The organism is Escherichia sp. WS1451 (assembly GCF_046487365.1).
Lineage (GTDB): Bacteria > Pseudomonadota > Gammaproteobacteria > Enterobacterales > Enterobacteriaceae > Escherichia > Escherichia coli.
Genome location: NZ_JBJQJP010000018.1, coordinates 69,186 through 94,353, shown reverse-complemented (window position 1 = coordinate 94,353; position 25,168 = coordinate 69,186). Strand labels below are relative to the sequence as shown.

At 45.8% G+C, this 25,168-nt stretch carries 25 protein-coding genes and 1 pseudogene; 22 read left to right on the top strand and 4 right to left on the bottom strand.

Annotation, left to right across the window (positions count from 1 at the left end):
• Positions 1-59: 59 nt before the first annotated feature.
• Positions 60-1,220, bottom strand: a complete 1,161-nt coding sequence (locus tag ACJHX7_RS20025; RefSeq protein WP_064148452.1) for a DUF4238 domain-containing protein — start codon at positions 1,218-1,220, stop codon at positions 60-62.
• A 29-nt stretch (positions 1,221-1,249) separates the two neighbouring features.
• A complete protein-coding gene (locus tag ACJHX7_RS20020; protein ID WP_001127573.1) occupies positions 1,250-2,353 on the bottom strand; it encodes a TIR domain-containing protein in 1,104 nt (367 codons plus the stop codon).
• Between the two features lie 328 nt (positions 2,354-2,681).
• Here ACJHX7_RS20020 and ACJHX7_RS20015 point away from each other — a divergent pair, with 328 nt between their 5' ends.
• The 4 genes from ACJHX7_RS20015 (at position 2,682) to ACJHX7_RS20000 (ending at position 6,162) form a co-directional block, all read left to right on the top strand.
• Complete coding sequence (locus tag ACJHX7_RS20015; protein WP_000371888.1) at positions 2,682-2,939, top strand: hypothetical protein; 258 nt, start codon at positions 2,682-2,684, stop codon at positions 2,937-2,939.
• A complete protein-coding gene (locus ACJHX7_RS20010; RefSeq protein ID WP_065800293.1) occupies positions 2,939-3,529 on the top strand; it encodes a hypothetical protein in 591 nt (196 codons plus the stop codon). The genes ACJHX7_RS20015 and ACJHX7_RS20010 overlap by 1 nt, the downstream gene beginning before the upstream one ends.
• A gap of 264 nt (positions 3,530-3,793) precedes the next feature.
• Entirely contained in the window at positions 3,794-5,350 is a 1,557-nt protein-coding gene (locus ACJHX7_RS20005) for an AAA family ATPase (protein ID WP_410231683.1), read from the top strand.
• Positions 5,351-5,544: 194 nt separating this feature from the next.
• Entirely contained in the window at positions 5,545-6,162 is a 618-nt protein-coding gene (locus tag ACJHX7_RS20000; RefSeq protein ID WP_000521604.1) for a ProQ/FINO family protein, read from the top strand.
• A 58-nt stretch (positions 6,163-6,220) separates the two neighbouring features.
• Here the strand turns inward: ACJHX7_RS20000 and ACJHX7_RS19995 are convergent, their stop codons facing one another.
• Complete coding sequence (locus tag ACJHX7_RS19995; RefSeq protein ID WP_001579760.1) at positions 6,221-7,213, bottom strand: DUF6685 family protein; 993 nt, start codon at positions 7,211-7,213, stop codon at positions 6,221-6,223.
• Between the two features lie 908 nt (positions 7,214-8,121).
• Positions 8,122-9,153, bottom strand: coding sequence for a plasmid replication initiator RepA (gene repA, locus ACJHX7_RS19990; protein WP_282655690.1), 1,032 nt, complete (start codon positions 9,151-9,153; stop codon positions 8,122-8,124).
• 972 nt (positions 9,154-10,125) lie between these two features.
• On the opposite strand from repA, the gene ACJHX7_RS19985 reads away from it, so the two are divergent.
• The 18 genes and pseudogenes from ACJHX7_RS19985 to ACJHX7_RS19900 all read left to right on the top strand — a co-directional run bounded on the left by ACJHX7_RS19985 (position 10,126) and on the right by ACJHX7_RS19900 (position 25,154).
• A complete protein-coding gene (locus ACJHX7_RS19985; protein ID WP_001387472.1) occupies positions 10,126-10,389 on the top strand; it encodes an ash family protein in 264 nt (87 codons plus the stop codon).
• On the top strand, positions 10,307-10,594 hold the full coding sequence (locus ACJHX7_RS19980; RefSeq protein ID WP_000074855.1) for a helix-turn-helix transcriptional regulator: 288 nt from the start codon (positions 10,307-10,309) through the stop codon (positions 10,592-10,594). Before ACJHX7_RS19985 ends, ACJHX7_RS19980 begins: the two co-directional genes overlap by 83 nt.
• A 441-nt stretch (positions 10,595-11,035) precedes the next feature.
• Entirely contained in the window at positions 11,036-11,569 is a 534-nt protein-coding gene (locus ACJHX7_RS19975; protein WP_001372168.1) for a transcription termination/antitermination NusG family protein, read from the top strand.
• 253 nt (positions 11,570-11,822) lie between these two features.
• The gene (locus tag ACJHX7_RS19970) at positions 11,823-12,506 is read left to right on the top strand and encodes a conjugal transfer protein TraC (RefSeq protein ID WP_023196143.1); all 684 of its coding nucleotides are present in this window, start codon (positions 11,823-11,825) and stop codon (positions 12,504-12,506) included.
• Between the two features lie 171 nt (positions 12,507-12,677).
• On the top strand, positions 12,678-12,932 hold the full coding sequence (locus tag ACJHX7_RS19965) for a PilI type IV pilus biogenesis protein (protein WP_001136187.1): 255 nt from the start codon (positions 12,678-12,680) through the stop codon (positions 12,930-12,932).
• Between the two features lie 341 nt (positions 12,933-13,273).
• Positions 13,274-13,459: pseudogene (locus ACJHX7_RS19960) on the top strand (hypothetical protein); the annotation flags it as partial.
• Between the two features lie 49 nt (positions 13,460-13,508).
• Positions 13,509-14,102, top strand: coding sequence for a hypothetical protein (locus ACJHX7_RS19955; protein ID WP_001545760.1), 594 nt, complete (start codon positions 13,509-13,511; stop codon positions 14,100-14,102).
• 328 nt (positions 14,103-14,430) lie between these two features.
• Positions 14,431-15,498 carry a type IV pilus biogenesis lipoprotein PilL gene (pilL, locus tag ACJHX7_RS19950; RefSeq protein WP_001545759.1) on the top strand — a complete coding sequence of 356 codons (1,068 nt, stop codon included), beginning with the start codon at positions 14,431-14,433 and terminating at the stop codon, positions 15,496-15,498.
• A complete protein-coding gene (pilM, locus tag ACJHX7_RS19945) occupies positions 15,498-15,935 on the top strand; it encodes a type IV pilus biogenesis protein PilM (RefSeq protein ID WP_001545758.1) in 438 nt (145 codons plus the stop codon). Before pilL ends, pilM begins: the two co-directional genes overlap by 1 nt.
• A 13-nt stretch (positions 15,936-15,948) precedes the next feature.
• Positions 15,949-17,631 (top strand): PilN family type IVB pilus formation outer membrane protein, encoded by a 1,683-nt coding sequence (locus tag ACJHX7_RS19940; protein WP_282655692.1) that lies wholly within the window; start codon positions 15,949-15,951, stop codon positions 17,629-17,631.
• Positions 17,624-18,919 carry a type 4b pilus protein PilO2 gene (pilO2, locus tag ACJHX7_RS19935; protein ID WP_016245572.1) on the top strand — a complete coding sequence of 432 codons (1,296 nt, stop codon included), beginning with the start codon at positions 17,624-17,626 and terminating at the stop codon, positions 18,917-18,919. The genes ACJHX7_RS19940 and pilO2 overlap by 8 nt, the downstream gene beginning before the upstream one ends.
• Positions 18,906-19,358 (top strand): type IV pilus biogenesis protein PilP, encoded by a 453-nt coding sequence (gene pilP / locus ACJHX7_RS19930; protein ID WP_001247333.1) that lies wholly within the window; start codon positions 18,906-18,908, stop codon positions 19,356-19,358. Before pilO2 ends, pilP begins: the two co-directional genes overlap by 14 nt.
• Before the next feature lie 10 nt (positions 19,359-19,368).
• Positions 19,369-20,922: a GspE/PulE family protein gene (locus ACJHX7_RS19925; RefSeq protein WP_001545756.1), complete on the top strand. Its 1,554-nt coding sequence runs from the start codon at positions 19,369-19,371 to the stop codon at positions 20,920-20,922.
• Between the two features lie 12 nt (positions 20,923-20,934).
• The gene (locus tag ACJHX7_RS19920; RefSeq protein ID WP_001208802.1) at positions 20,935-22,020 is read left to right on the top strand and encodes a type II secretion system F family protein; all 1,086 of its coding nucleotides are present in this window, start codon (positions 20,935-20,937) and stop codon (positions 22,018-22,020) included.
• Between the two features lie 16 nt (positions 22,021-22,036).
• The gene (locus tag ACJHX7_RS19915) at positions 22,037-22,651 is read left to right on the top strand and encodes a type 4 pilus major pilin (protein WP_000908227.1); all 615 of its coding nucleotides are present in this window, start codon (positions 22,037-22,039) and stop codon (positions 22,649-22,651) included.
• 9 nt (positions 22,652-22,660) lie between these two features.
• A complete protein-coding gene (locus ACJHX7_RS19910) occupies positions 22,661-23,221 on the top strand; it encodes a lytic transglycosylase domain-containing protein (RefSeq protein ID WP_410231682.1) in 561 nt (186 codons plus the stop codon).
• Positions 23,206-23,862, top strand: a complete 657-nt coding sequence (locus tag ACJHX7_RS19905; RefSeq protein WP_001193549.1) for an A24 family peptidase — start codon at positions 23,206-23,208, stop codon at positions 23,860-23,862. Before ACJHX7_RS19910 ends, ACJHX7_RS19905 begins: the two co-directional genes overlap by 16 nt.
• Positions 23,862-25,154: a shufflon system plasmid conjugative transfer pilus tip adhesin PilV gene (locus tag ACJHX7_RS19900; protein WP_024145563.1), complete on the top strand. Its 1,293-nt coding sequence runs from the start codon at positions 23,862-23,864 to the stop codon at positions 25,152-25,154. Before ACJHX7_RS19905 ends, ACJHX7_RS19900 begins: the two co-directional genes overlap by 1 nt.
• Positions 25,155-25,168: the final 14 nt, after the last annotated feature.

Sequence of the window (25,168 nt, the reverse complement as noted above, 5' to 3'; positions counted from 1 at the left end):
CCACAGAATGATGTCACGCTGAAAATGCCGGCCTTTGAATGGGTTCATGTGCAGCTCCATCAGCAAAAGGGGATGATAAGTTTATCACCACCGACTATTTGCAACAGTGCCGTCCAGCAAACGGGATGTTCCGGAAGATAATAAGTATCATGATGTTCGTTCTGTAGCCTCAGATAATTTTCAACATCACTGAGCTGCCAGCTAGAATAAATAATATTTGAAAATCCGACGTTATACATATCAATTGTTGACATAACCTGATCAATATAATCATAGGAGCATTTATAAACTTTGATTCGTGACATGTCTTTTGTAAGTAGTTTCTGAGGGTCCGGGCTGAATACATTAATTTCCAGTGGGGTGAAAAACCCGTGTTCCGGGTACTGATAAAACTTAAGAGCCAAATTATGAGCAAGGGGAAGGTACAGGACGCGTTCTTCTGTCATTTTGCAAAATACATTAGGTGATACTGTAAATACCGGACGTGGTTCTGTACTGTAAAAGTGGTGCCCGGTATGAAATATATCCACACGATGTATTCCGGAAAAAACCTCTCCGCGTAGCCAGGCCATAGTGTCAATCATTGTTATTTTACCCTGAAGTGCGAGAAGGGAAAATAATACAAACATGGCCTTAGCTTTTTCGTCATCCCCAGAAGAAGAACGAGCTATACGAATCAGTTTCTGATAGATACTTAAAGCCGCCAACTCCGGCATAACGTCAGACAAAGAAATTGTTTCGGAAATGATATGCTGAAGGTTGTTTTTTACTAGGTTAATGAATGACTGAAATAACTCATTTTTACCCGGAAATCTGCTTTGCGGGTTATTGAGGTTAAGTAACATCTGAAATATAGCAAAACTTGCAAGCTTCTCTACCGGAAAATCATCAGTGTCACAGTTAGCCAGACGCGCGAAATTATGGTTCTGAACCAGATCCCGGACAAGCAAAGCCATATCCTGTTCATAATCACTGAGCTCATGCTCGATATCAAAAACCTCGCCTGTGTCACCGTCGGTAAGACGAAAGCAGTCCTTACAGACGGCCACGCTGGATATCGGTAGCGGGATGTCCTTTATGTCATTTTTGCCTTCTGCCGTAGGAACCACAACGTGGGCCCAGACCCGTTGCTTCTCCTTCGGACTCTGTGCCGTATCATCACTGCGGAAGTTCCTGAGAAACCACTGTGAGAGCATGTGCTGATTTCTGGTGTATCCCATAATAGTATCCTTACATCACTGAATACAATTTAATTATTGAGCACTTTTAATTCTTTAGACAGATCATATTTCCAGTCTGATGCAGATATTCTGACCACTCCGGACAGGTCTCCAGGAAATTCAACGCCATCTTCAACTATCGCAGCGACGAATTTACGCGATAGCTTGGACATGAGCCAGCCGTGTTCTAAAACAACATTCTGCCGGGCTCTTTTTTTTAGTTCAGTTTCATTCTTGGCTTTCCCTTCATCACAGGCAGTATAAAGCACCACTGCATAGGATACAGTGTCGATATGCTTCTCAAGCTTCTCGATTATGGTCTGTCCTTCATTGGCTTCATGATGAAGTATGACAGGCTGGAAACCTTCATTTGCCAGAAAAATGTAAACCTCGTTTTTTAGTTTATCATCGTGCCCATGGACAATGAATACTTTCTTCTTCATGTTTAACCCTGCATCGCTTGCCATCGTTGTCAACCCGCTGACTTGCTCAGTATTTTTTATTTTATTCTCACTAACAGAATGCTCAATAATTGGTGCGGTTTTATAGCTTGAAAGTATTTTAATAGATTCGCTCTGTAAATACTGTCGTCTTCGCCCCCAAGCTCCATCGCCACCTGTGACGTTTAAACCAACATTATTCTTAATGTCAGCGGGTGACATGGAGAATCTGATCCATGAAGGAATGGTGATAATATTATCGAGTTCAAGTAATTCCTGACGCAAGCGATAAAACTGCGAAGCATATTTATCAGGACTTGATGCGCCCTCATTTACAATGGTGACACACAGAGCAATGAATGTATTTACAGTGGCAATAACTGCTTCCGGTACTGCTGTGGAAGGGGATGATGTCATTTCCTCGGTAGTTGTATTTTCCTTCAGTATCACCTCAGCCTGATAGGTCGCAGGAATACCGCCTACACCCATTCTGAAGTTAGGTTCGATTACAATATATTCTTCAGTACCGCCATGCGGCATACTGCGTATAAGCAGATCCCCCTTTTCAATAGCAATATCGCTCCGGCTAATGAAAATCTTATTCTTTTGAACACTTCCTTTTATCCCATCAGTCCTGTCGCCATTTAGCTTAACAAGGGAAAGAGTGTCACGCTTCAGTTGTGCTAACGGCATGTATTACCCCGAAAAAAGGCTGGTTAGTGTGGCCGTTAGCATAGCAAATGGTGTGAGTAATTTCCCTTGCTCGGCTCGAGAAATGTTCTCCATACCCTAACAACAGAACCACCTAACCTATTATCTCCGTGTTAGCCGGAAACCGGATCTGCGCGGCAGAAAAGACGCAAATGATATGATAATTAAGAAATACACATAAAATCATATCAGATATGATTTTCATCATTAAAAATGAAACAATATCTGATATTATCAGAAATCAAGAGTACATAAATCATACATGATATGATTTTTACCTGTCAGAACATTATCAGATGGAGCGTGCAGGATGGATCAGGAAATGACGTTTTCACTCAGCTATGAACAACTGACCCGGTTTGCGGAACGACGCATCCGGGAATGCAATCTGGACAGCCAGGGCGCGATTTATCTCTGCGAGTCAGCCAAAGCCGGAGCCGTGCTGATCTTCTGGCATGAACTGGCCATAAATGGCTATGCCTCAATGAATGCCATAAAGAGACAGGAGCTCATTGACGCCGACTTTCAGCGCCTCAGAAACCTCATCTGGCCGGAGGATGACAGGTAATGACCCAGAGCCGCCGACCGTCGCCACTGCAGCGGAGAGTGCTGATTGTGCTGGCTGCGCTTGATGAAAAACGGCCGGGCCCCGTGCTGACGCGGGACCTGGAACGGGTGCTGGAGCGAAGCGGGGAAGCCCCGATCTACGGGCCAAACCTGCGCGCGTCCTGCCGTCGTCTGGAGGATGCCGGCTGGCTGCGTACCCTGCGCGCCCCGAATCTGCAGCTGGCTGTCGAGCTGACGGACGCCGGCCGGGCCGTGGCACAGCCTCTGCTGCAGGCAGAACAGGACCGCCTCCGGGCAGAACAGCGTGCGGCAGAAGTCGTCGTACTACCGCTGGTCCCGGCCGCAGGTCTGCCCGCAGAAGGCACTTCTGCCACTGATCTGGCGGTGGAGCTGAACGGCATGACGTATCAGGCCTGCCGTGGGGATTTTGTGGTGCGTCTCGACGGCAGCACCTGTCTGCAGTTATGGAATAAAGAAGGCAGGGTGATACGCCGGGAGGGCGATCCGCTGGAAGTGGCGCAGTGGCTGCAGGCCTGTCATGATGCCGGAATGGAGGTTCGCGTACAGATAAATGAAAGTGCCGCTCCGTAAGAACACGCCTGTGCACGGTTTACACATCATCCCATGGTGGCAGCCGGTTAACTTTCCTGCGCCACCAGTGGATAGGAGATATGATCAGTCATAACATTAAGTCTAAAATTACAGACATCTCAAAAAGTCTGTAGCATAAAAGAGGCCTGATGTAGAATACTGTGCAAAATAGAATATTAAAAGGATTTGATATATCCCCTGTTCACAGTTATATGTTTCTGAATTACATGGTGAATTCCCCCAACATAATGCTAGGATTTAAAAATGGCAGAAAAAAAGAAAAAAACTATTACTGGTCAAGTCTTGAACTCCATTAAAATTAACAAACTAAAATGTATAAATGGATTAAACGAGATTATTTTTAAACCTCATGCGTTAACCGCAATTTTAGGTCCAAATGGAAGCGGAAAATCAACAATACTCCATGCCATAGCAAGCATATACATGCCTGAAAAAGGTTTCCCCGGTGAAGACCATCGGTTAATGCATTTTTTTCCACGCAGTCCACATGCTGAATGGAACGGCAGTGACTTCATTGTAAATTTAACTTATCGTAAAGATGGTGTAATGATTGAAAATGAATTAAAAAATTATGGAAAAGCTGATGTTCGAGGCTCACGATGGATTCAGATTTATGCTCGTCGTCCTTTAAGAGAAGTTTACTATCTTGGCATTGATAAATGTGTTCCTATAATAGAATCAGAAAAAAAGAATAATATTCAGTATGAAACCAGCAGTGTCAGTAATGATTTAATAACAAACATTCTTCATTACGCCTCCTATATACTTAATAAACCATATACAAGTTTCAATCAACATCAACAACCCAATGGAAAAATATTGATTGGAGTTGAGTCAGAGGGACTGGCCTACTCATCATTAAGTATGAGCGCAGGAGAGCAAAAGATATTTTTAATTCTGGAAACAATATTAAAAGCGGACAAGAACGCCTTAATATTAATCGATGAATTAGATTTGCTGTTGCATGACGAAGCATTGAAAAAGTTAATAGACGTCATATCAACTCATGCCGAAGATAAAAATAAACAAATCATCTTCACTACCCATAGAGAAATGGTAACCACTTTATCAGACAAGATAAATATAAGACACGTCGTAAACATTCAAGGCCGTAGTTATTCATTTGAAGAAACAAAACCTGATGCTATAAACAGATTAACAGGTAAATCAACAACTCCCATTGAAATATATGTGGAAGATGATCTTGCTGTTGCAATAATAAATAAAATATGTTCTTTACTTAAGGCCAGCAGATATGTGAAAATATTTAAATTTGGCGCAGCTTCAAACGCATTCACTCTACTTGCCAGTACACTTATTCGTGGAGATAATCTATCTGATAAACTTTATATTCTTGATGGCGATAAATACTCCACAGAAAATGAAAAGAAAGCTGCTCTTGATAAAGTTTTCACCGGCACAGAATCACGAACTTATGAGTTAAAAGCGGCAGCGGAAGGAAAAATAAAACAATTTAATCTCCCAAATGGAGTTAAGCCTGAACAATACATTCATTATCTTATTACAAATGTCCCACTGGACGGATTGGGTGGAGAATATTTAGAAATAATAGAAGCAGCAAGGGATATCAGAGTTGAACTTGATGCTCATAATTATATCTCGAACATTTTAACTAAATTGGGCATTGATCGTCCGTCCGGGTTAACACGAGTGATGGATCTGGCCTCCAGGCATCCCGAATGGCATCAGTATGTAAGTGAAGTCACTGACTGGTTACAGCCCGTAGTTTCTGATTTAATGGAACGATTACCTGAGAATGATACAGTAGATATAACTTAAAATATCCAACCATCCCGAATGAGCAAATACAAAAGCTCATTTGGGATAATGATTAATATAATTATGCTGGCTCATTTCATGCCTGTCATAAAAAAACAACAAATTTTGTTCTGTTATTTTCTTAACGAAGATATTATGTTAATTGTGAAAATATGATATATATTATTATATAAGAACACATCGTAGAGGTTTTTATGGGGAAATATCAGGAAGAAAAGAAAACACCCATCATTATGGTGAAAAAACGTCGCACTCTTTTACCCCCTTCCTTATCTGAAAAAACAGGTGTTATCGCACGTTCAGAGACGGTAAAGATGGAAGATCCAGTATCTGTGGGAAGCAGTTCTCCTGCCGTCGATACTCATCCCCCTGAAGCTTCTGCCAGTAAGAAAAAAAGAAAAAGACGCCGTTTTCCACGCCAGCCTCATTGGACTCATGAATTTACTCACAATTGCGTGGAAAAAGTTAAGTCTCTGTTTCCCCATCTTCGCGCAGAAAGCGGGGGATTTCTTCCACTGAAAATTGGCATAACCAATGATTTTGCCGCATTCCTGACAGAACACCCTGAGACAGAACTGACACTGGATGAATGGTCCTGTGCAATATCCTGCATCACCACCCGACAGGTATATCTGCTGCGTACTGCTGTCGCAGGTATCCCTCGTTATGGACTGGATGGACTACCAGCAGGTCAGGTATCAGAATGCGATGCGCAGAATGCCAGACGCTGGCTGGCAGTAAGGGAAAAACAGAAGCTAAAGATGAAAACCATGCAGGAACAGACCGCGTCAACCGAAAAAATTGAGCGGTAATTTCATCACGATAACAGCAGGTTACCAACACAATGATATTCATTGTGAAGTATTCCTTTCAGGCCAGCTTATGTGTTTTTTGCAGGCTGCTGGTAGCCAGCAGCTTCAATTGATCCCCAAAATCAGGGAAACCTGCTGTGGCAAGTACATCTGCAACAATGTCTGCTTTGGTATGACCACGTTCAAGCCAAACGAGTTTGAGTTTGACTCCTGACTTTATAGTATTGTGCATATTCCGAGGTAATTCTGAATTACCAAATGGGCATTCAAAGGCAATCATCGCCCTGAAAAAGCAGGCTAACCGTTCATCTGCAGGAATAGCAAACAGGTGCCATTGCTGACATAAAGCTGAAACCATCTGCATGTTTACATGGAAGCGACTCAATCTGCCCGTAAGCGGAACAGAAATTCCCAGACGGCATGCCTGATAACGGGCAGCTGCAAAATGATGTGAGCCACCTTCATTCAGCCAATACAGCTTACGCTCAGTCCACGGATATTCAGCAAAGCGCATTCGATGGAGCCTTAACTCCCAGTACTGCATATTTTCTCTGAGATGTTCTTCATTTACCGGGGTAACCAGCCCAGGGCATCTCAGTAGAGGAAATTCATAAATGTCACCAATATCATACATCTCAGATTTCGATGCGGAGATACCCTGAATATCGGTGATATCACACGAAAAATGAGGAATATCTTCTTTGCTAATCAGATTCTGAACTTCGGGAACAACCATATGACATCGTTCTAAACCACGATAGTAGCCTGGCTTATAGAAATCTATCGTACATTGGCGAGAATCAGATGGTATCCATGATGGGGATATCCAGTCCTGCCAGTAAATCACCGATCGCGTCCATAGTGTATCGACAGGAGTTTTTAAAGGACACGGGATTAACTCCCCGGATGCAATCGCTCTTTCAAGTTGCCCTGGTCGCCCCAGAGAATGTCTTATTTTTTCATAGCCCCATCCAACTATACTGCGCAAAACAGAAAGTTGAGTTTTATCTGACAGCTCGGAAGATATGTATCTCTCTTTTTTATCATTCATATATTTTTATTCAGACGATCAATTTTTTCCTGATAATAATGATAAAAGTATTGATTGTTAACAGATGCCGCGCCAGCGGCATGGAAGGCGGCACTCCATTGTTTCATATGATACCGGAGTAAAACCGCCGAAGCCCGGCGTAAGCCGGTACGTATTGATAGATTTCACCTTACCCATCCCCAGCCCTGCCAGACCATACCCGCTTTCAGCTATGAGAGAGCTTCTGTGCGCGGTCGGAGTGGTCCCGACGAGGGTTTACCCGAAGTCGGGGCGTATCTCCGCGTTAGCGGGCCGTGAGGGCCGCTTACGAGCGTGTACTGAGGACTTCCAGCCAGAAGACTGACAGCGATGACAATGTAGTTACAACATTCATAATTAAAAGCGATGTTGTTCCCGCCCTTTGGGCGGGGGCGGCCTCGCTTTTCAGTTATGAGGGGTGGGCACGGTGCTGCGTTTGTGTGGTGTTTTTATTCCTGATGTTTTTTTGTTGTGGTTCCAGAACGGTGAGGTTCGGGGCCCGCGCGTCAGCGTGGGAGGTGCTTTTAGATTCTGAGCGGCGCGGCCTTGGCCGCTGCAAGCGAAGGCCTCTTTGTGTTTGTTCACAGTGGTTTCAGAGATAAAGACTTTCCCTGCGGCGAAGCAACGCAGGGGATTAAATGATGGGGTTAAGAGTATATTGCAGGTTTGCTGTTTCAGGTTTGCAGCTTCTTAAAGTTCTTTGTTTGCGGATTTATGTGGATAACTGAAACAACGTGGCCACGTTCTGATGACTGATGCGTGGTTTTATGGGCAGATATGCCCCTCTGAGGGGATTTAAGGTGACTACTAAGGATTTTGGGCTGAGCGGAATCTGCGCCGAAAGCCCCGGAGGGGCTGGCGATGATTCAGTGCTGAGGGAATGATGCTGTCTAGTGCGGTGGCGGGGCAGCCAGCGTCAGTTCAAGCTGACGCAACTCCCTGATGGCCAGTCGCTTCAGATGGTCATCGGAACAGAAATAGGCTTCATCCGGCGGCAGACGCTTCCGGAGATACTCAGCCATCTCATAAATCTGCTGGTCAACAGGTAATTTCTTCAGGCGGTTGGCACGCTTGCTGGCTGCGGCTTTTTCACGGCGCTTCTTCAGGGCATCCTGGCTGCGCTGCAGATACCAGCGTTTTCTGGCCGCATGAACGGAGATATCTTCATCCTCACGCAGAACACCTTCCCGAATGAGCTGCTGGCGGATTTCACTTTCACGCAGTCGTTTCTGCTGCTGTTCGTGAAGTTTTACCATGTCGACGCCCAGCATCTGCCAGCCAGCCGGTGTTATCCAGACGTAACGTGGCAGACGCTGGCGGGTTTCACGGTCCCACAGGGTTTCCTCTGAAACACCCAGCACACCAAAACGTACCTGTTCGGCCAGCAAACGGGAAAGGCGGGAGACCGTCACTTCCAGTTCCGGAATAACCTTCCCCTTGCTGTCTTTCGGGCTGATTTCTCTGGCCAGACGGGAAACACTCATGCCTACGGTATGTGTGCCCGCATCACTGAAGCTGACCAGAACCGGCCAGATGGCATCGAGGAGGCGTTGTTTTTCCGGACGGAAAGCATATTTGCGACCGGCATACATTCGTTTCTGCACGTAAAAAGGATGCAGAGACATGTGCATGCGCAGGCTCTGCTCGCCGGTCACCGGGTCCTTTTTCACCAGACGGTTGTAGGCGTGCCCGAGCTGCCCGCTCAGCGCCTTATAGCGCTCAGGACGATACCAGGACGGATTTTCGCATTTGGGTTTGGTGGAGTGCTCACCGCGACGACGCTTCGTGCGCTTCCTTTCCGGTTCAACCAGGAAAGTGGTCGCCCTTCCCGCTTCATAGTCTTCCCAGAAACGGATCTGCTCTTCGGGTGCTAACTGACTCCAGTGTACTGCGTTATATGGAGTATTCTTCAGACCTGCCACAAGCTGTCGCTTATGGCGGAGCGATTGTGCCGTGTATTTATACACTGCACAGGGTTGAATCTCTGGTACGGTTTCATTATACTTTACCCGTATTCTGTGAGGCCCCCACTATCTTTCGTCGTTCCGCCAAGTTCGTAAGAAAGATAGTGGGGGTTTTCCTTTTATGGCTTCCGGAGCATCTTCAGTCTTCTGACTTACTGCCCGTACATGCCATCTCTCCTGAATGCCTTATGGTGCATTCTACCGTCCGGCTTTCGCCGCTTTGCTCCACAGAGTGCCACCCTCTGCACAGCTAATAACAGCCGAAATATACCCGCTTTACGTTAATTTGAAAAGCATTACAACGATCTCTTCTCTTCCAGTGCCTCCTCACCGATACCTCTAATGAGTTAATCCTGACCTGCGTCAAAAAAATAAAATCTATTTTTAAAAGCAGATTTTTCTGCTTTAGATCCTTCTTTTGGATTAAAAGATCGACTTTTGTTCTACTCACGATCATTTATCTTACAACCGATCCACCTAACAGAATAATATTCTGTTTTAAGACAATTAAACGATCTAAAAAACCTTTAAAAAATCATTTTGTAGATCATTCGATCGTAAATAGAATAATTCTTAGATAATAAAACCATTTGTTACACAGCCCGCCAATTGTGTAACAACAGCCTCTACAAGAGCATATTTGTTCATATGTTCGTCAGAACTGCGGATTGTCTGGACGAGGGTCAGACACCGTTTCGTGCATATGGACCAGCATGTTCGAACGCCACAAAGCAGAAGCATCATGCCTGGATCGCTTCGGCGCGGAGCGTTAAGTTTTGACGCTTTTTTGTATGTTTTTTAAGCGGTTAGTTGACTCGGTACGTTATACTAAGTACCCTTTACTGGTCACAGGCAAAACTGTGATCGGGCGTAGGAACCCGCGTAGTCATCGTCGGCGCAGAAGTTAATTTCTTCATTTGGCGTCGTTTTTTGCCATACCATAAAGACAGGAACTTGTATTTCTTGTCGTCATCTATGGTAGCTCAGGCGGGGCAGGCATTAGCCTGGCCGGTTTCCGATGACGCCGGTATTCCTACCCCCGTCTGGGCTATCACCAATGAGCGTAGGAACTCGGTGATAGCGTTTTTAGTTGTCATCGGAGACCTTTGCTATGTCACCTCAAATGATACAGAAACTCCCGGCCATCACTCTGTTGGAAGGCATGTTTCCCGAGCTATCAACAAACCAGCTTAAAGTCTGCGTTTTTTACGCAATGGGTGTTCCTTACGACGCCATTGCTCAGAACTGTCGACTTTCTCCCGAAACGGTACGAACCTACCTGAAGCGAAGCCTGAAGAATTTAAATCTGGAAGGATATGATGCACTTCGCTCTGCCGTGCTGATGCGAACGTTCGTTTTCATGATTAGCAATACAGCTAAAGAAAACGAAAAAATGTGAACAGGTGTCCCCATTAAAGGGGACACTTTCATGGAAATTGCATTTTGCACTTTACAGGCGATCCCAAATTGATAAACATAAACACCAAGCACAAGTTACTTTAATAAAGCAAATCACTTCAGACGGTGTCCCAGTTATTTGTATCTGGCTCATGCCAGATATATGGCGACCTTACTCTGAACTGACGTGCTGATGTTTTATTTCGCGTATCACAATACTGTGCCACTGTATTGCTGATATTAGTGCTTAGCCGTTCTTTATCTGTGAGTTCGCCAAATCACCGATACAGAACGTACTAGAGTCTGCTGGTTATATGCCTGTCAGAACTGCAGTTTATCCAGATATGGGCTGGACACTGCTTCAGACATATGATTTAGCATATTCGCCTGACATCGCAAAATCGTCCATCATGGATCGGTTTTGCGCGGAGCGTTGAACTTCGTGAATATAGAACACCTGAATAACCGGAACTGGTATCTTGCGCAATATAATACAGCCGGCAAAAACAGAGAATCTTTATTCTCATGGCTGAATGAGCAAAACGTCGTACCATGGACTCCATTAATAACAAGAAAGATAAGACGGGCAGACTCCAGGTGCTGTTACCGTGAAAGAATATTCGCTATTTTTCCAGGGTACTTTTTTATTCTGGCTAATTTTGACATTCAACCAGTATCGGCATTACGTCGCCATAGCGCCTTCATTGATTTCGTGAAGTTTGGCGGTGAAATAAAACCCGTCAATAAAGATATTGTTGATGGATTAATGAAGATTTACCCGGACCCTGTGCTAAATCCGGGAGCCAGGGAAGAGCTGAATGCGGCTTCCAGCATATGGCTGACAAAAGCACAATATCAGTATCTCCTCAGAATGGAAAATACTCTCCAGCCTGAGTCGAGGATATCCCTGCTCCTGGAACTGGTATCAAATGCCGAACATCACGGCTTTATGGAGCGCCTTGTAAACATCCCATAGCCAGTATTTCCCGGCCTTCGGGCCGGGCTTTTTTCAATTCAAGAGAATATTCTGGAGTGAAGCCTGCACGAATCCATCCCCACCATGGACTCCCCCTGTCTTTTGATGGAACCGTGTATTTCTTAATGGCGAAAGAAATAAAAGGCTTCACCCCAGAGTATTTATTCGTTTTTTCAAAGGCCGGCCCGTGCCATCACGTGTGGCGGAGAGAACGGACACCGGTCTTCTTTTCATCTCACAGTAGGACATTCGCATGACCACGACAGAACATCCCGTGCGCCAGTTGCTCTGGTGTGCACTGAATGCCCTGAAAACGGCACAGGAAAACCACAATATAACCAGTGAAACCGGATTACGGCATTACCTGCTTGAATGGCTTTCTGGTGCCAGCAGACATCCTGAGTTCCGTAGTCTCCCTGGCGAAATCATGGCGTTAAAAGCATTGACCGAAAAAGATCGCAATATTCCCATCATCGGAACGCTGAATACGCTCTTTCTCAGCTCTGCCACTGTCGGGGAATGTCCGTTGTTTCGTTTTCGGGCTGCGCTGGGTAAATTACAGAAAGCAGGCTGGCGCACTTATGTCTGCCCATGGCCTGAGAGGGTGTTCAATGAATCCATTGAACGGGCCTGTTCCGGGAAACGCCATCTGCTACAACTAAGTCGCACCGAAGAGTGTTTTCTACCGACAGGCGATATGAGGGCACCAGTTACGTTGCAGCTGATCACTCCACTACACCGCAAAACTATGCAGCTTCTGGAAACGGCAGAGTTAATATTCTCCGACGAAAGATTTCAGGTGGTGAGAGGATACGAACATCAATTCGGGATCGAACGCAGAGAAACCCTCTTTCACACCCTATTTATCGGGCTGCCCAGCTTGCCAGAAGATGTCTGGGGTGCAACACAGGAACAGACGACTATCACATTACACTGAGGATGTGTAATCCCCGGCATACCCCGTTTCCAGTCTTCGCAGCCTGTACCGCCCTTCCTGCCGTTTCCGACATTCTTTCTGTCACTACTCGCTTGTGCCGTTTTTTCGCAACCGGTACGTGCAGTTATGACGGTACAGCTGCTTCTTTTCCCGTTCCGGAAGGAGTCTTTGATGCCACAGCAACATCCCGGACGACTGCAAATACTGGTCGTCGACGCACACTGCAAACGCAGGCTGTTTTCAACGAAAACACCGACAGACCCCGATGAGCTTGCCCGACGTTTCTGCACGCCGGATAACTGTCTCGTGGTGGTACTACGCGACAACCGATTTCTGTTCCGACTGGAACGTGCTCCCGGCAGCCACTGCCGCTGGCACAAGGGCAGCAGCTCCCGCCATCAGCATCTACAGGACTGGCTATCATGAACGCAACTGAAGCAAAATGTTTATTCTTTTCCTGTGCCGGAGTGCTCATCCTTCTGGCGTACTGCATCCAGTTATTAGACGATGCTCGCTGGAAACAATACAGACAAGAACACCAGTGCACCGTGACGGACTCCCGTGAATCTGAACCCGGTTTAATATTCACCCGTCCTGCCCAGGAGGCCTGGACATGCAACGATGGCTCTGTCCACTGGAAAAAACTCGACCCTAACCGTGACGGACTTCTGTACGGAGAATAATCAATGACCAAATTAATTTGGACTGTTTATTATGTTGTCCTACTCACAATTTTCTGTGTGGGGATATTTACTGCAATACATTATCTGATTTCAAGAGAAACAACAGATGACGAATCTGACATTAATACCCTGTACCTTGATTCATTTAAAAGTAAAAACAACTGCAAATCATTTGAAACTAACACCAATTTACTGGATAAAAATGGTAACCCTGTGGAAATAATGGTGTGTGATGATCAGGAACTGCATTTTTTTGTTCCAAAGAATTAAACAGTTAATCCTCCTTACTCTGTTATTTTAGTCGCCTGCCTCAGCCAACATGAAAAATAATAACGCACCATTATATCTCTGGTTGCTTTGGTGTACGCTTTGTCTGTACATCACTACCCCATGGCAATACTTACGTTATCCATTCACTGACAACATATCATTGCCTTATATGTTATATTTCTTTGTGGTGGTTGTGATTTGCATTTTCCCACTACTTTTCAGATGTGTACTTCTTATTGTAAGGTCTGCATCTAAATACGACTTCACATTCTTTGTGAAGAAGAAAAAGGGCAGCAATAAATCAACTATACATCTTAGCCCCTATGCTGACACACATTGCCCGGAGTCAATGAGGAAACACTGGGATGTGTTGCTTTCTCTGATATCAAAAGCAATTAATAATGACGAAATCATTGTCATGCATTCACATCTCTTTACTCCGGCAAGAATAAGAAAACTTATAAAGAGACTGGAATCTTATGGTTTGAATTTCTCCGTTATTACATACCCACGGAAAACAAGCCTGTACGAAAGATTATCAATTCCTTTTGTATATCTCTTATTTCAGTGGTCTCTCCCACATTTGCATTCGGACGGAATGACAGTCGTCATTCGACCTCACCAGACCCACTACACCAATTAAAAAATACATTTAGATATAAAAAGAACGCCCATAAACAGGATTTTTATTTTCACAAAAAATCCCAAAACACTGGCTTAATTGGCTATTCACAACCTCGCCTTTAAAATAACATGCAACATTAAAACTCAAAAGACAGAATAATGAAAATACTAATCAACAATATTAAAGACCCAAGCAAACTTCTGAATGCGACTAAAACGGGACATTCAGGAGTAATTCTCTCAATATCGGTATACATTACCCATCCAATTGCACATAAAATAATGAACCCTTACTTAAAGTCCGCATTAACTAACAAACACGTATATACGAACACGGAGTCTCCGTTATGAAAAAAAACTATCTGACACTTATACTGCCGTCATTATTGTCCGGCTGTGCCGGAATTTCCGGCAGCAATAACGTGGCACCATCAGATACGCCTGCTCTGGTTTTTGTTGACGGACAAATCAGTGAAAGTGCTGGCGTTCTGGCACTTACGCAACAACGTCTTTCTCCACCTAAAATAACTCCCCCCCCGAGAGTCAGCGTGCCAGAGACAGTAAAAACAGCACAGCCAGTAAGCGAATCCCGACCGTTACCTTCACCTACAATAAGTCAGAATTTCTCCCGGTTAATCATTACAGGCAAGCCTGGTAGCGCCCCTGTAACACTATCGCCGACGGCCCGTAACCGGACCGTCAGTCAGTGGATAAAAACATTACTACCGGAAGGATGGAAATTCAGACAAGAGAATGCAGCCACGCCCAAACTGAATACCAAACTGGTTTCATGGTCTGCCAATGATCAGTGGACCCGTTCTCTGAACCGGTTGCTGGAAGAACAACACCTCTGGGGCCATCTGGACTGGGATAATAAAACGTTGACCGTCACAACATCGGCTGCTGCACCGGCACAGGACACGGCAACCACTATCTCGCCAGCAGCCATGGTAACCACATCCACTTCCCCGGAGTCACCAACGACAGCAAATAGCCAGAACAAACCACGAAACCCATTCAGGGGAAACAGCGTATCTCCGTCTACGCCCGCAGCAATCCCGACTCCGACCGGCTCTACAGTCAAGTCTATCCCACTCATGACCGGGACCCCTGTCAAACCGGTATCTCAGGGTAAAGAGTGGCGTGCGCCGGCAGGCACTACATTAAGGGAAAACATTATTAAGTGGGCAGAAGAAACAAAATGCGAAAGCATGGCATCAACGCACTGGATGGTCATATGGCCACTTTCTGTAACCGATTACCGTCTGGATGCACCTTTGATGTTCCGGGGATCATTTGAATCAGCCATGGAGCAGGTATTTGAGTTATATCGGACCGCGCAAAAACCTTTATACGCACAGGCCTCCCGCATGCAGTGCATCATTACAGTTTCTGATACAAGGGATGGTCGCTAATGGGATGGCTGGTCATGGCCGTCGGCCTGACCATTCTGATTATCACTGGAAGCTACCAGAATCAGCAGATGTCTGAAACCACGAACGCCCAGCAATATGCAAGTGCATCTGTATGGGCAAGTCAGATACTAATGATTGCTAACAGAATCAATGATATCAGATACGTATCAGGCCAGCAGGACGGAGTAATTTCTTCAGATAAACTGGCTCTCCCTGTCACTCCGGACTCCCGAATTAAACATCAGTTACAACAGGGACGTCTGTGGGTATGGATGCCTGAACAACCAGGACTTGTTGAAACTTTGCGTTCAAAAAGTCGTGGTTCTGCACTAATAGGGATCTTCCAAAACGGGCAACTCACCTGGCTATCAGGAACTGTAACCGGTCTGACACCCCCAGCAGGCATTACTGCTGGTTCTGTCGTCTACGTTAACTAATCTGGATATATTCATGAAAAAATCACACCAGCGTTCAATGAAGCTGGCGGTGCTCCCCTGCATGATCGCCGTCGCTCTTTCTATCTCCGGATGTACTTTCAGAGAAATCAATAAAATGCAGAAAAAAGCACAGGAAGACTCAGCACATGCCTGGGAAAAGGTATCAGCCCTTTCTGCCCGTAAATCGCAGGCTCTTACCTGGCTCGATAATCAATGGATAAACCCTGTTCCGGTCGCTCAGGTATCAAGAGAGAAAAAACAAACAGCTCCGGCCTGCTACATCACGCAGGCAAGAAAAGGAGAGATCACTCTGCAGGAACTGGGGCAACGTATTACTGCCGTATGCGGCATCCCTGTGATCATCACGCCTGACGCAGCCAATTCAACTCTTGAAGGAGGCGCTACCCGCCAGATGACAGGAACATTACCAGCACCAGATGAAAATGGACGTCTACCGTTAAGCAGCCTGGGCAGCACAACAATGACTACCTCCACTCAGCCATTAACGCTGAATAACCTCATGTGGCAGGGAGATATCAATGGTCTTCTGGATCTGATGGCCAGCCGGAGTGGTCTGTACTGGCGCATGGATAATGGTCGGATTGTATTCTATCTGACTGAAACCAGAACGTATCCACTTCATATGCTGAACACCAAAACCAGCAGCAGTTCCAGTGTCAGCTCTGGCTCAACAAGCACAATGGGGGCAACAGGAGGCCAGGATAACTCAGCATCCGGTGATGCTACGTCCTCTCAGAGCACAACCGTCGGTCAGGAATACGACCTGTATGAAGACATCCGGAAAACTATTGAAGCGATGCTGACACCAGAAAAAGGCCGTTACTGGTTATCTGCATCGAGCTCAACGCTAACAGTCACTGATACTCCTGCTGTCCAGGAAGCCGTCGCACGATATGTGGACGAACAAAACAGTATTATGAACCGCCAGGTAGCCCTGAACGTACAGGTTCTGAGCGTCAGCAATACCAGAAACGAGCAGTTCGGTCTGGACTGGAATCTTGTTTACAAATCGCTACATTCCGCCGGAGCAACGTTGAACAATGCAAGCGGAGATTTTACAGGCGCTACATCTGCAGGCGTATCAATTCTGGATACGGCAACAGGGAATGCCGCCAAATTCAGCGGTTCCAGCCTTCTGATTAAAGCACTGAGTGAACAAGGCGATGTCAGCGTTGTAACTTCACAAGAAAGCACTGTCACAAACCTGACGCCGGTACCTATCCAGATGGCAGATCAGACAGTTTACGTCGCCCAGTCAGCAACAACTACGACTACGGATGTAGGAGCAACAACAACATTAACACCGGGCATGATCACCACTGGATTCAATATGACCCTGCTGCCTTTAATTCAGAAAACAGGCAATCTCCAGTTGCAGATGAACTTTAATCTGTCTGATCCCCCAACTATCCGTAGCTTTACGTCAAAAGACGGAAACAGTTACATCGAAATGCCATATACCAAACTGCGTTCACTGAGCCAGAAGGTCAATCTGAAAGAAGGGCAATCACTTGTCGTTACTGGTTTCGATCAGAACAATACGACGACAAGTAAAGCCGGTACGTTTACGCCAGCAAATCCATTATTTGGTGGTTCACAAACCGGGAAAAATGAACGCAGCACGCTTGTGATCATCATTACCCCGACTTTCCCGTCAGGAGGCAATAATGGCTGATGAAGATATCAACCCGGTAGTGCTTCTCGCAGATCCTAAAGTAAATCATCGCGTGTGGGCTGCCTGTCTTAAATGGACTCCTGTCGTAAAAAAACAGCGCGTCCCCTCACATCATAAACACAAGTCTCATGTAAAACCCAGACGGCTTACCTCCCTGAAAGTGACTGTAGGCAGCAGAAATTCCCGTGGAAAGATCAGCCGCCTTACCGGCACAGGAATACTGACCAGGCCAGAACGCAATCATTATTTTTCCCTGGCACTGGCTTTCTGCTCATGGGTCAGAAATGGATACGGTGTCTTCCGGTACAGCGATAAGGAGCTCTTATTCCTTGCTTCCATTAATGGCCAGCCTGCCGTTATGGCTGACTTATCAGGAAATGATGCCGACGTTGCCCAAAAGGTCAGCCTTTTTCTGGCGATGAACGAAGAGCCCCCCGAAAAATGGCAGGTTGTATCGTCTCTGGAACATCCTGATAACTGGGAAAGTATTATTACCCGGTTATCATCAGCAGACCTCCGCCGTTGCAAACTTACTGTCGGCAATCGCAGCAAATTCACACTTCCTGCCGTACTGTTTTTAGTAGCAGCCGGCGCAGGCACAGTATTCTGGATGACTCAGCCAGAGCCTGATGTCGGACCGACCGCCGAGGAGATAGCTGCACGGGCAAGATTACAGTTTAAAAAGCTCGAACCACCACCGGAGCTCCCGCATCCATGGGCGTCACAACCTGTAATCAGTGATTTTCTGAAAGCCTGCGCGGACCTTCGAAAACCATCACCGGTCGCGCTAGAAGGCTGGAAACTTACCGGTGGAACATGTACTCCCGAGACATTCACACTGATTTACGAACGACAGCCAGGAGGAACTATTGAAGGCTTTCTGGCAAGAAGCAAAGAAATCTTTAATGTTATTCCTGACTTTAACCTTAAAGATGGTGCACGCCTGGCTTCTGTAACCCGACCACTGCCTTCCCTGCCCCGCAGGGATGAGGCAGTCCCTGCCCCCTCAGAACAACTGATGCGGGTGTTCACGTGGTTTCAGAAAAAACAGTTAACGCCGGCCATTAATGAAATAGCCATACCGGAACCATTACCAGGTAACGATGGTGAACCAGCCCCTGTTCAGAAATGGAAAGAATATCAGTTCAGTTTATCAACGCCTGTAAATCCTGATGAGTTGTTCCCTTTATTTCAGGATACCGGCGTTCGTCTGAGCAATATCCATTTTGAATTAAACGGCGGTACTTTCAGTTATTCCTCAGAAGGTCATATATATGCGTCCAGGTAAATTACTCATTATTCCATCCATATTTTTCTTCTCTGGTTTTTCATTTGCAACAACACAACCTCTTGTCACAATAGGAGAACTTGAAGCACAACAAAACCGGAATATTCTTTTACAGGCAAAAGTTCAGGGCGCACAGCTACAGAAACAACTCGAAGAATCAGATGTTAATCTGTCATCTGAAACTGTTTCAGGTTTCTCTGGTGTGACTGCCTCCTTGCCATCAGTTTCAGAGCAGCCGACATCTAAAAACAGAAAGGAATTGCCCGTTATTATGGAAATAAACGGCAAAGATAAACGTCTTCATGCCGTTCTTCGCATGGCTGATGGACGTCAGACAAGCGTCACCACTGGTAGCCAGCTTCCGGGTACATCCGTCACGGTGAAGTCGATCTCATTGTCTGGCGTCACGTTGAGTGATGGCACCACCCTTACTTTCTGAGTGATGTGATATGGACAAATATAATCTGAAGGATGCTCTCCTTTTTATATCCCGGGGAGACACCCATGAAATTCTCATCGAAACAAATCAGCGAACAAGACCTGACGTACAGAGTAATCTCCAGGAACTGCTAAACTTATACCCTGACATCACCCCAAAAGTAGTCTCGCTGTCTGAGTTACAGGAAGCCGGTCAGGATGATGAAAATAAAGGTCCGAAAGAACGGATTATTCATCTGAAAGATCTTGCAGATGTTAGTGAAAGTGAGAAGAAAGTTCTCTCCTATTTTGAAACAGCCAGAAAACTTGGTGCTTCAGATATTCATTTTTTAATTTCAGAGTCTATTTTCAAAGTTCGCATGAGAATATTCGGTGAACTGCAAACTGTAGATGAAGATCAACCTGCGTTGGGTTATTCACTTTGCGCAACAGCCATTCTGTCAATGGCTGATGTGACTGAAACCAGTTTCTTCCCTCAAAGGGAACAGGATGCGCGCCTGTCCCCACAATTAATGCGAAAAATAGGAATATTTGGTGCACGATACAGTCACAGACCTACGGGAGATGGTCTGATTGCAGTTATGCGCCTGATACCCGATGACGGAGACAAAGTTCCCACGTTTAAGCAACTGGGCTTTATACCGGAGCAAATCCGGTTGCTGAACGTCATGCTGCGCCGCCCGGAAGGGAAAATAGTTCTGTCTGGTCCAACAGGTTCAGGTAAATCAACAACGTTACGCAGTGCCTGCCGTGTATATCTTGACGATAATCAGGGGCGACACCTGCTGACGATCGAAGATCCGCTGGAAGGACAGATTCTGGGGGCAACACAAACCCCGATTATCTGTGACAAATCCGACGAAGAGGCCGTCAAACTGGCATGGAGTCGTGCTATTTCATCGGCAATGCGACTTGACCCCGATGCCATCATGGAAGGGGAAATGCGCGATCTTGTCTCGATGATGTCAACAACCTACGCGGCTCAGACCGGTCACATCGTTCTGACGACATTACATACAAACTCAGCTCTGGGTATACCGGAGCGGATGATTACGATGGGTATGAATGCCGATCTTATTTGCGATGCGCAATTACTGATTGGGATGATCAGCCAGCGTCTTGTACCAACTCTGTGTCCCTCCTGCCGTATTCCATGGGAAAAGCGAGTACCTGAACTTAGCGAAGACGACCGCGCTTACCTTGAGCGGCACTGCAATAAAGATTCACTCTGCAGTACAGATAATATCTGGTTCCGAAATCCTCACGGATGCTCCGACTGTAATCACGACGTAATTATTAACGGCAGAAAGCGCGGTGAAATAGGTAAAGGCCTCACCGGCAGGACCGTAATTGCTGAAGTGATAGAACCTGATAATCGCTTATTTCAGATTCTGAAAACACGCGGCAAAGTTGCAGCACGTAAATACTGGCTTGAAAACATGCATGGCATCAGTCGTGTAGAGCATCTTCTTCGCCGTATCAATGAAGGCCTGGTGGACCCTCTTGAAGCCGACAGAATCATCCCTCTGGACGAAGACGAACGCCTCAGCATCGATGATGCCTAACAGGAGAACAACATGCGTGAAATGAATTTCAGTCAACGGCTGAGACGTTTCATTGTCAGAAAAACGTTCAGCGCCCCCTACAGGGTGCAGTTTTACGAAGCTCTGCGTTTTCTGCTGGAAAATAAACAGCCATTAAAGACCGCACTGGAACAGATGCGGGATGCCTGGACAGACTTTGGACGAAAATGGCATCCCTTTGCTGAACTGGCCACAGACTGTATTGAGTCTCTTCGTGAAAACAGTGGCGAAAACTCTCTGGAATATACTCTTGGTTTATGGGTTCCCCAGGAAGAGGCTGCAGTAATCAGTGCCGGAATAAGAAGTGGTTCCATTGTGGATGCATTACAATTTGCCACCACACTTACAGATGCCAAAAAGCAACTCCATCAGGCCATATGGCAAATGGCTATTTACCCGGTGGGGTTGTTAATCATGATGACGGGGACATTATATGTTCTTAATACAGAGCTAATACCTGTACTGAGCAAAATAAGCTCCCCTGATTCATGGAGTGGTGCTCTTGGTTTTCTCTATGGATTATCTTTGTTTGTCGATAATTACGGCGCTATATGTGCCGTTCTTTTTGCAGTGGTCACAGGTGTAATATCATGGTCTCTGAAAAACTGGAAAAGCCGCTCTTTGGCTGACAATATAATGCCATGGAGTATTTATAAGGATATACAGGGGGCAGCATTCCTCCTGAATATGGCTGCACTTCTGAAAGCCAAAATGACAACGCTCAACTCACTGAACGTTCTTCAGGACTTTGCATCACCATGGTTAAGCACACGCCTTGACAGCATTATTTACCGCGTACGCCAGGGGGATCACCTTGGGCTGGCTTTGCGTCAGTGCGGTTATCAGTTCCCATCCAGGGAAGCAGCCAACTTCCTGTCTTTATTACAGGGAGATGGCGCAACGGAGCTAATCGGCAATTATGGCCAACGGTGGCTTGTACAAACGCTGGAGCGAGTAAAAAAACGAGCAGCTGTTGTGCGTTTAATTATGCTGATATTTCTTGTCATGTCACTCCTGTTACTGGTCATGGCCGTTGTAGACATTCAGTCTATTGGCGACAACAGTATGGGTAATCTTTAAATAAAACGAGGTATTTATGTTAATCCAAAATATTGATGTTAACGCTCTGAAGAAAAATGAGAAAGAAACGTCTCATGACAAAGGCTGGGGTATTATGGAACAGGGTGCAATAGCACTTGTTGTAATTATCGTACTTGCCCTTGTTTTTGGTGGATTGTATATGTTGCGTTCACGAACCGGTGTGGCAAATGAAAGTTCGAACATACAGACAATCATCACAAGTACTCAGGGGCTGCTAAAAGGTAGCGATGGATATACGTTTACCAGTGGAACCAAAATGACGGGTGCTCTCATTCAGATGGGTGGCGTACCCAAGACTATGACAGTGCGTGGTACTCCATCATCAGGTACAGCAACGCTCTATAACTCATGGGGCGGTGCCGTAACTGTTGCTCCGGCTTCAACATCAGGTTTCAACAATGGTTTTACCGTCACCTATGAAAAAGTCCCACAGGATGCCTGTATCCAGATTGCCACACAAATCAGTCGTACTGGTTTAACTAACGGTATTACCCTGAACAGTACGACTCACAATGATGGAAAAGTCACTACTGAAGAAGCCAGTGCGCAATGCACAGCTGATAATGGCAGCACCGGTACAAACAAACTAATCTTCACCATCAATGGCTAAGGAGTTTTAATGTCCGGGGGTAAAGTGCCCCTCAGACTTATTTCATTAATCCTGCTTTGTTCTCTTATTTATCCCGCCCGAGCTTCATACATCGCCCCCAAACAAATCTGGACTAACAAGTGGGACAATTGCTTTGCCGCCGCCGGCGCACGCTATCAAATTGAACCATTATTGTTGAAGGCCATTTCTGCCGGGGAATCTTCATTGAAGCCGGGCGCAATTAACATAAATAAGGACAGAAAAACAGGCAAAGCCAGTAGTACGGATTATGGGTTGATGCAAATAAACTCAACCCATATTCCAAAGCTTATAAAGATGGGCGTAATCAAAAAGTCTGAGGATTTAATTACCAAACCATGTCTTAATATCCATATAGGAAGCTGGATACTGGCAAGACATTTTCAGATATGTGGCGTCAGCTGGAATTGCCTTGGATCATACAATGCCGGATTCCGTAAGGACAGACATGAAACAAGAGAGCAATATGCTAATAAAGTATGGACAATTTATCGTGACATGAAAGGGATATGCCTTCCCGGGCAGGGAGGCAGACAATGCAGACAATCGTAGGCATAAGTCTCTCCCCTGTTTATATCCTCCCATTGATGTTCATATTTTCCATTATTGGACGAACTCTGTTATTCAGAGTTCGTTATTTTTTATCTGATACAGAACATCTCTGGTATAAGACACACACTGCAGTTCTGTCAGGAATATGGCTATATAGTATAGCTGTGGCATTAATTATTTTATCGCCATCCCAACTTCTCTACCGTATTCATGCTGTTCTTATTCTTTCGTTCATGCTGCAAATGGCAGTAACGGATGCACTAACAGGCCTCTTACCTGGTACATTCACCAGGCGTTTTTTAATCGCTGGAATATTATCACAAATCACAACTGATATATGGTGGCTCCGTGCAACAGAAATTGTCTCTGCCGCAATTGTCTTATTCTGTCTGCATAAACTGGTTAACCGCCATCGTCTTAATATTGGCACAGGAGACCTGTGGCTTATTGCAGGTATTACCGCATGGTCAGGGCTATATAACGCCATATGGAGTGTGTTGCTGGGCGCAGGAGGATTTGTCTTATGGCATTCAACATGGTGCATAAAAGGACATAAAGAAGGCCCACTGGGTCCATGGCTGTGTCTTGGCCATGTCCTTTTGCTACTGGATAATCTTTATCAACCACTATGGGTAATCTGATGAAAAAATATGACCGAGGCTGGGCATCGCTGGAAATTGGCGCGGCTTTATTGATTGTTATGATCATAGTTGCCTGGGGAGCAGGCATATGGCAGGACTATTTAAAAACCAAAGGTTGGCAGGCTGAAGCTCGTCTTGTCAGCAACTGGGCCAGTGCAGCCCGCTCTTATATAGGGAAAAACTACACAACTCTCCAGGCAAGTAGTACCACATCAACCCCTGCCGTTATCACGACAACCATGCTGAAAAATACCGGCTTTTTGTCCAGCGGCTTTATTGAGACAAACAGCGAGGGGCAGCGGTTACAGGCATATGTAGTTCGAAACGCCCAAAACCCGGAATTACTACAGGCAATGGTTGTATCCAGTGGTGGCACCCCTTATCCAGTGAAAGCACTTATCCAGATGGCTAAGGATATTACCACTGGTCTTGGTGGATATATCCAGGACGGCAAAACAGCCACAGGTGCATTACGTTCCTGGTCAGTAGCTTTAAGTAATTATGGTGCCAAAAGCGGTAACGGGCATATTGCCGTACTGTTATCGACAGATGAACTTAGTGGTGCAGCAGAGGACACTGATCGTCTTTACAGATTCCAGGTCAATGGTCGCCCTGACTTAAACAAAATGCACACGGCCATTGATATGGGATCAAATAACCTGAATAACATTGGGGCAGTAAATGCCCAGACTGGTAATTTCAGCGGCAATGTGAATGGTGTAAATGGCACTTTCAGCGGTCAGGTAAAAGGCAATAGCGGAAACTTTGACGTAAATGTCACCGCTGGCGGTGATATCAGAAGTAATAATGGTTGGTTAATTACTCGTAACAGCAAAGGCTGGCTCAATGAAACTCACGGTGGCGGATTTTATATGTCCGACGGATCATGGGTTCGAAGTGTAAACAACAAGGGCATCTATACCGGCGGTCAGGTGAAAGGCGGTACTGTTCGTGCTGATGGTCGCCTTTATACTGGTGAATACTTACAACTGGAAAGAACTGCCGTTGCTGGCGCATCATGTTCGCCTAACGGCCTTGTAGGCCGCGATAATACAGGGGCAATACTTTCGTGCCAATCCGGTACGTGGAGGACAATAGGTGGAAAACTCAAAGTTACTCAGCTTTCCACCACAGGTTATCTGGGGCAATTCGACTTCTGTGCCATTGCCAGAATGGGCAACGCAGAGGATGCCCACTACTGCCAGGTAGTTGAGAGCCCAGCAGGTTCACGCAAATGGTACAAATACGAGCATAAGACAGGTTGTATTGCGTCGTGTGTAACGCTCAATTAAGTTTGATATCCAAA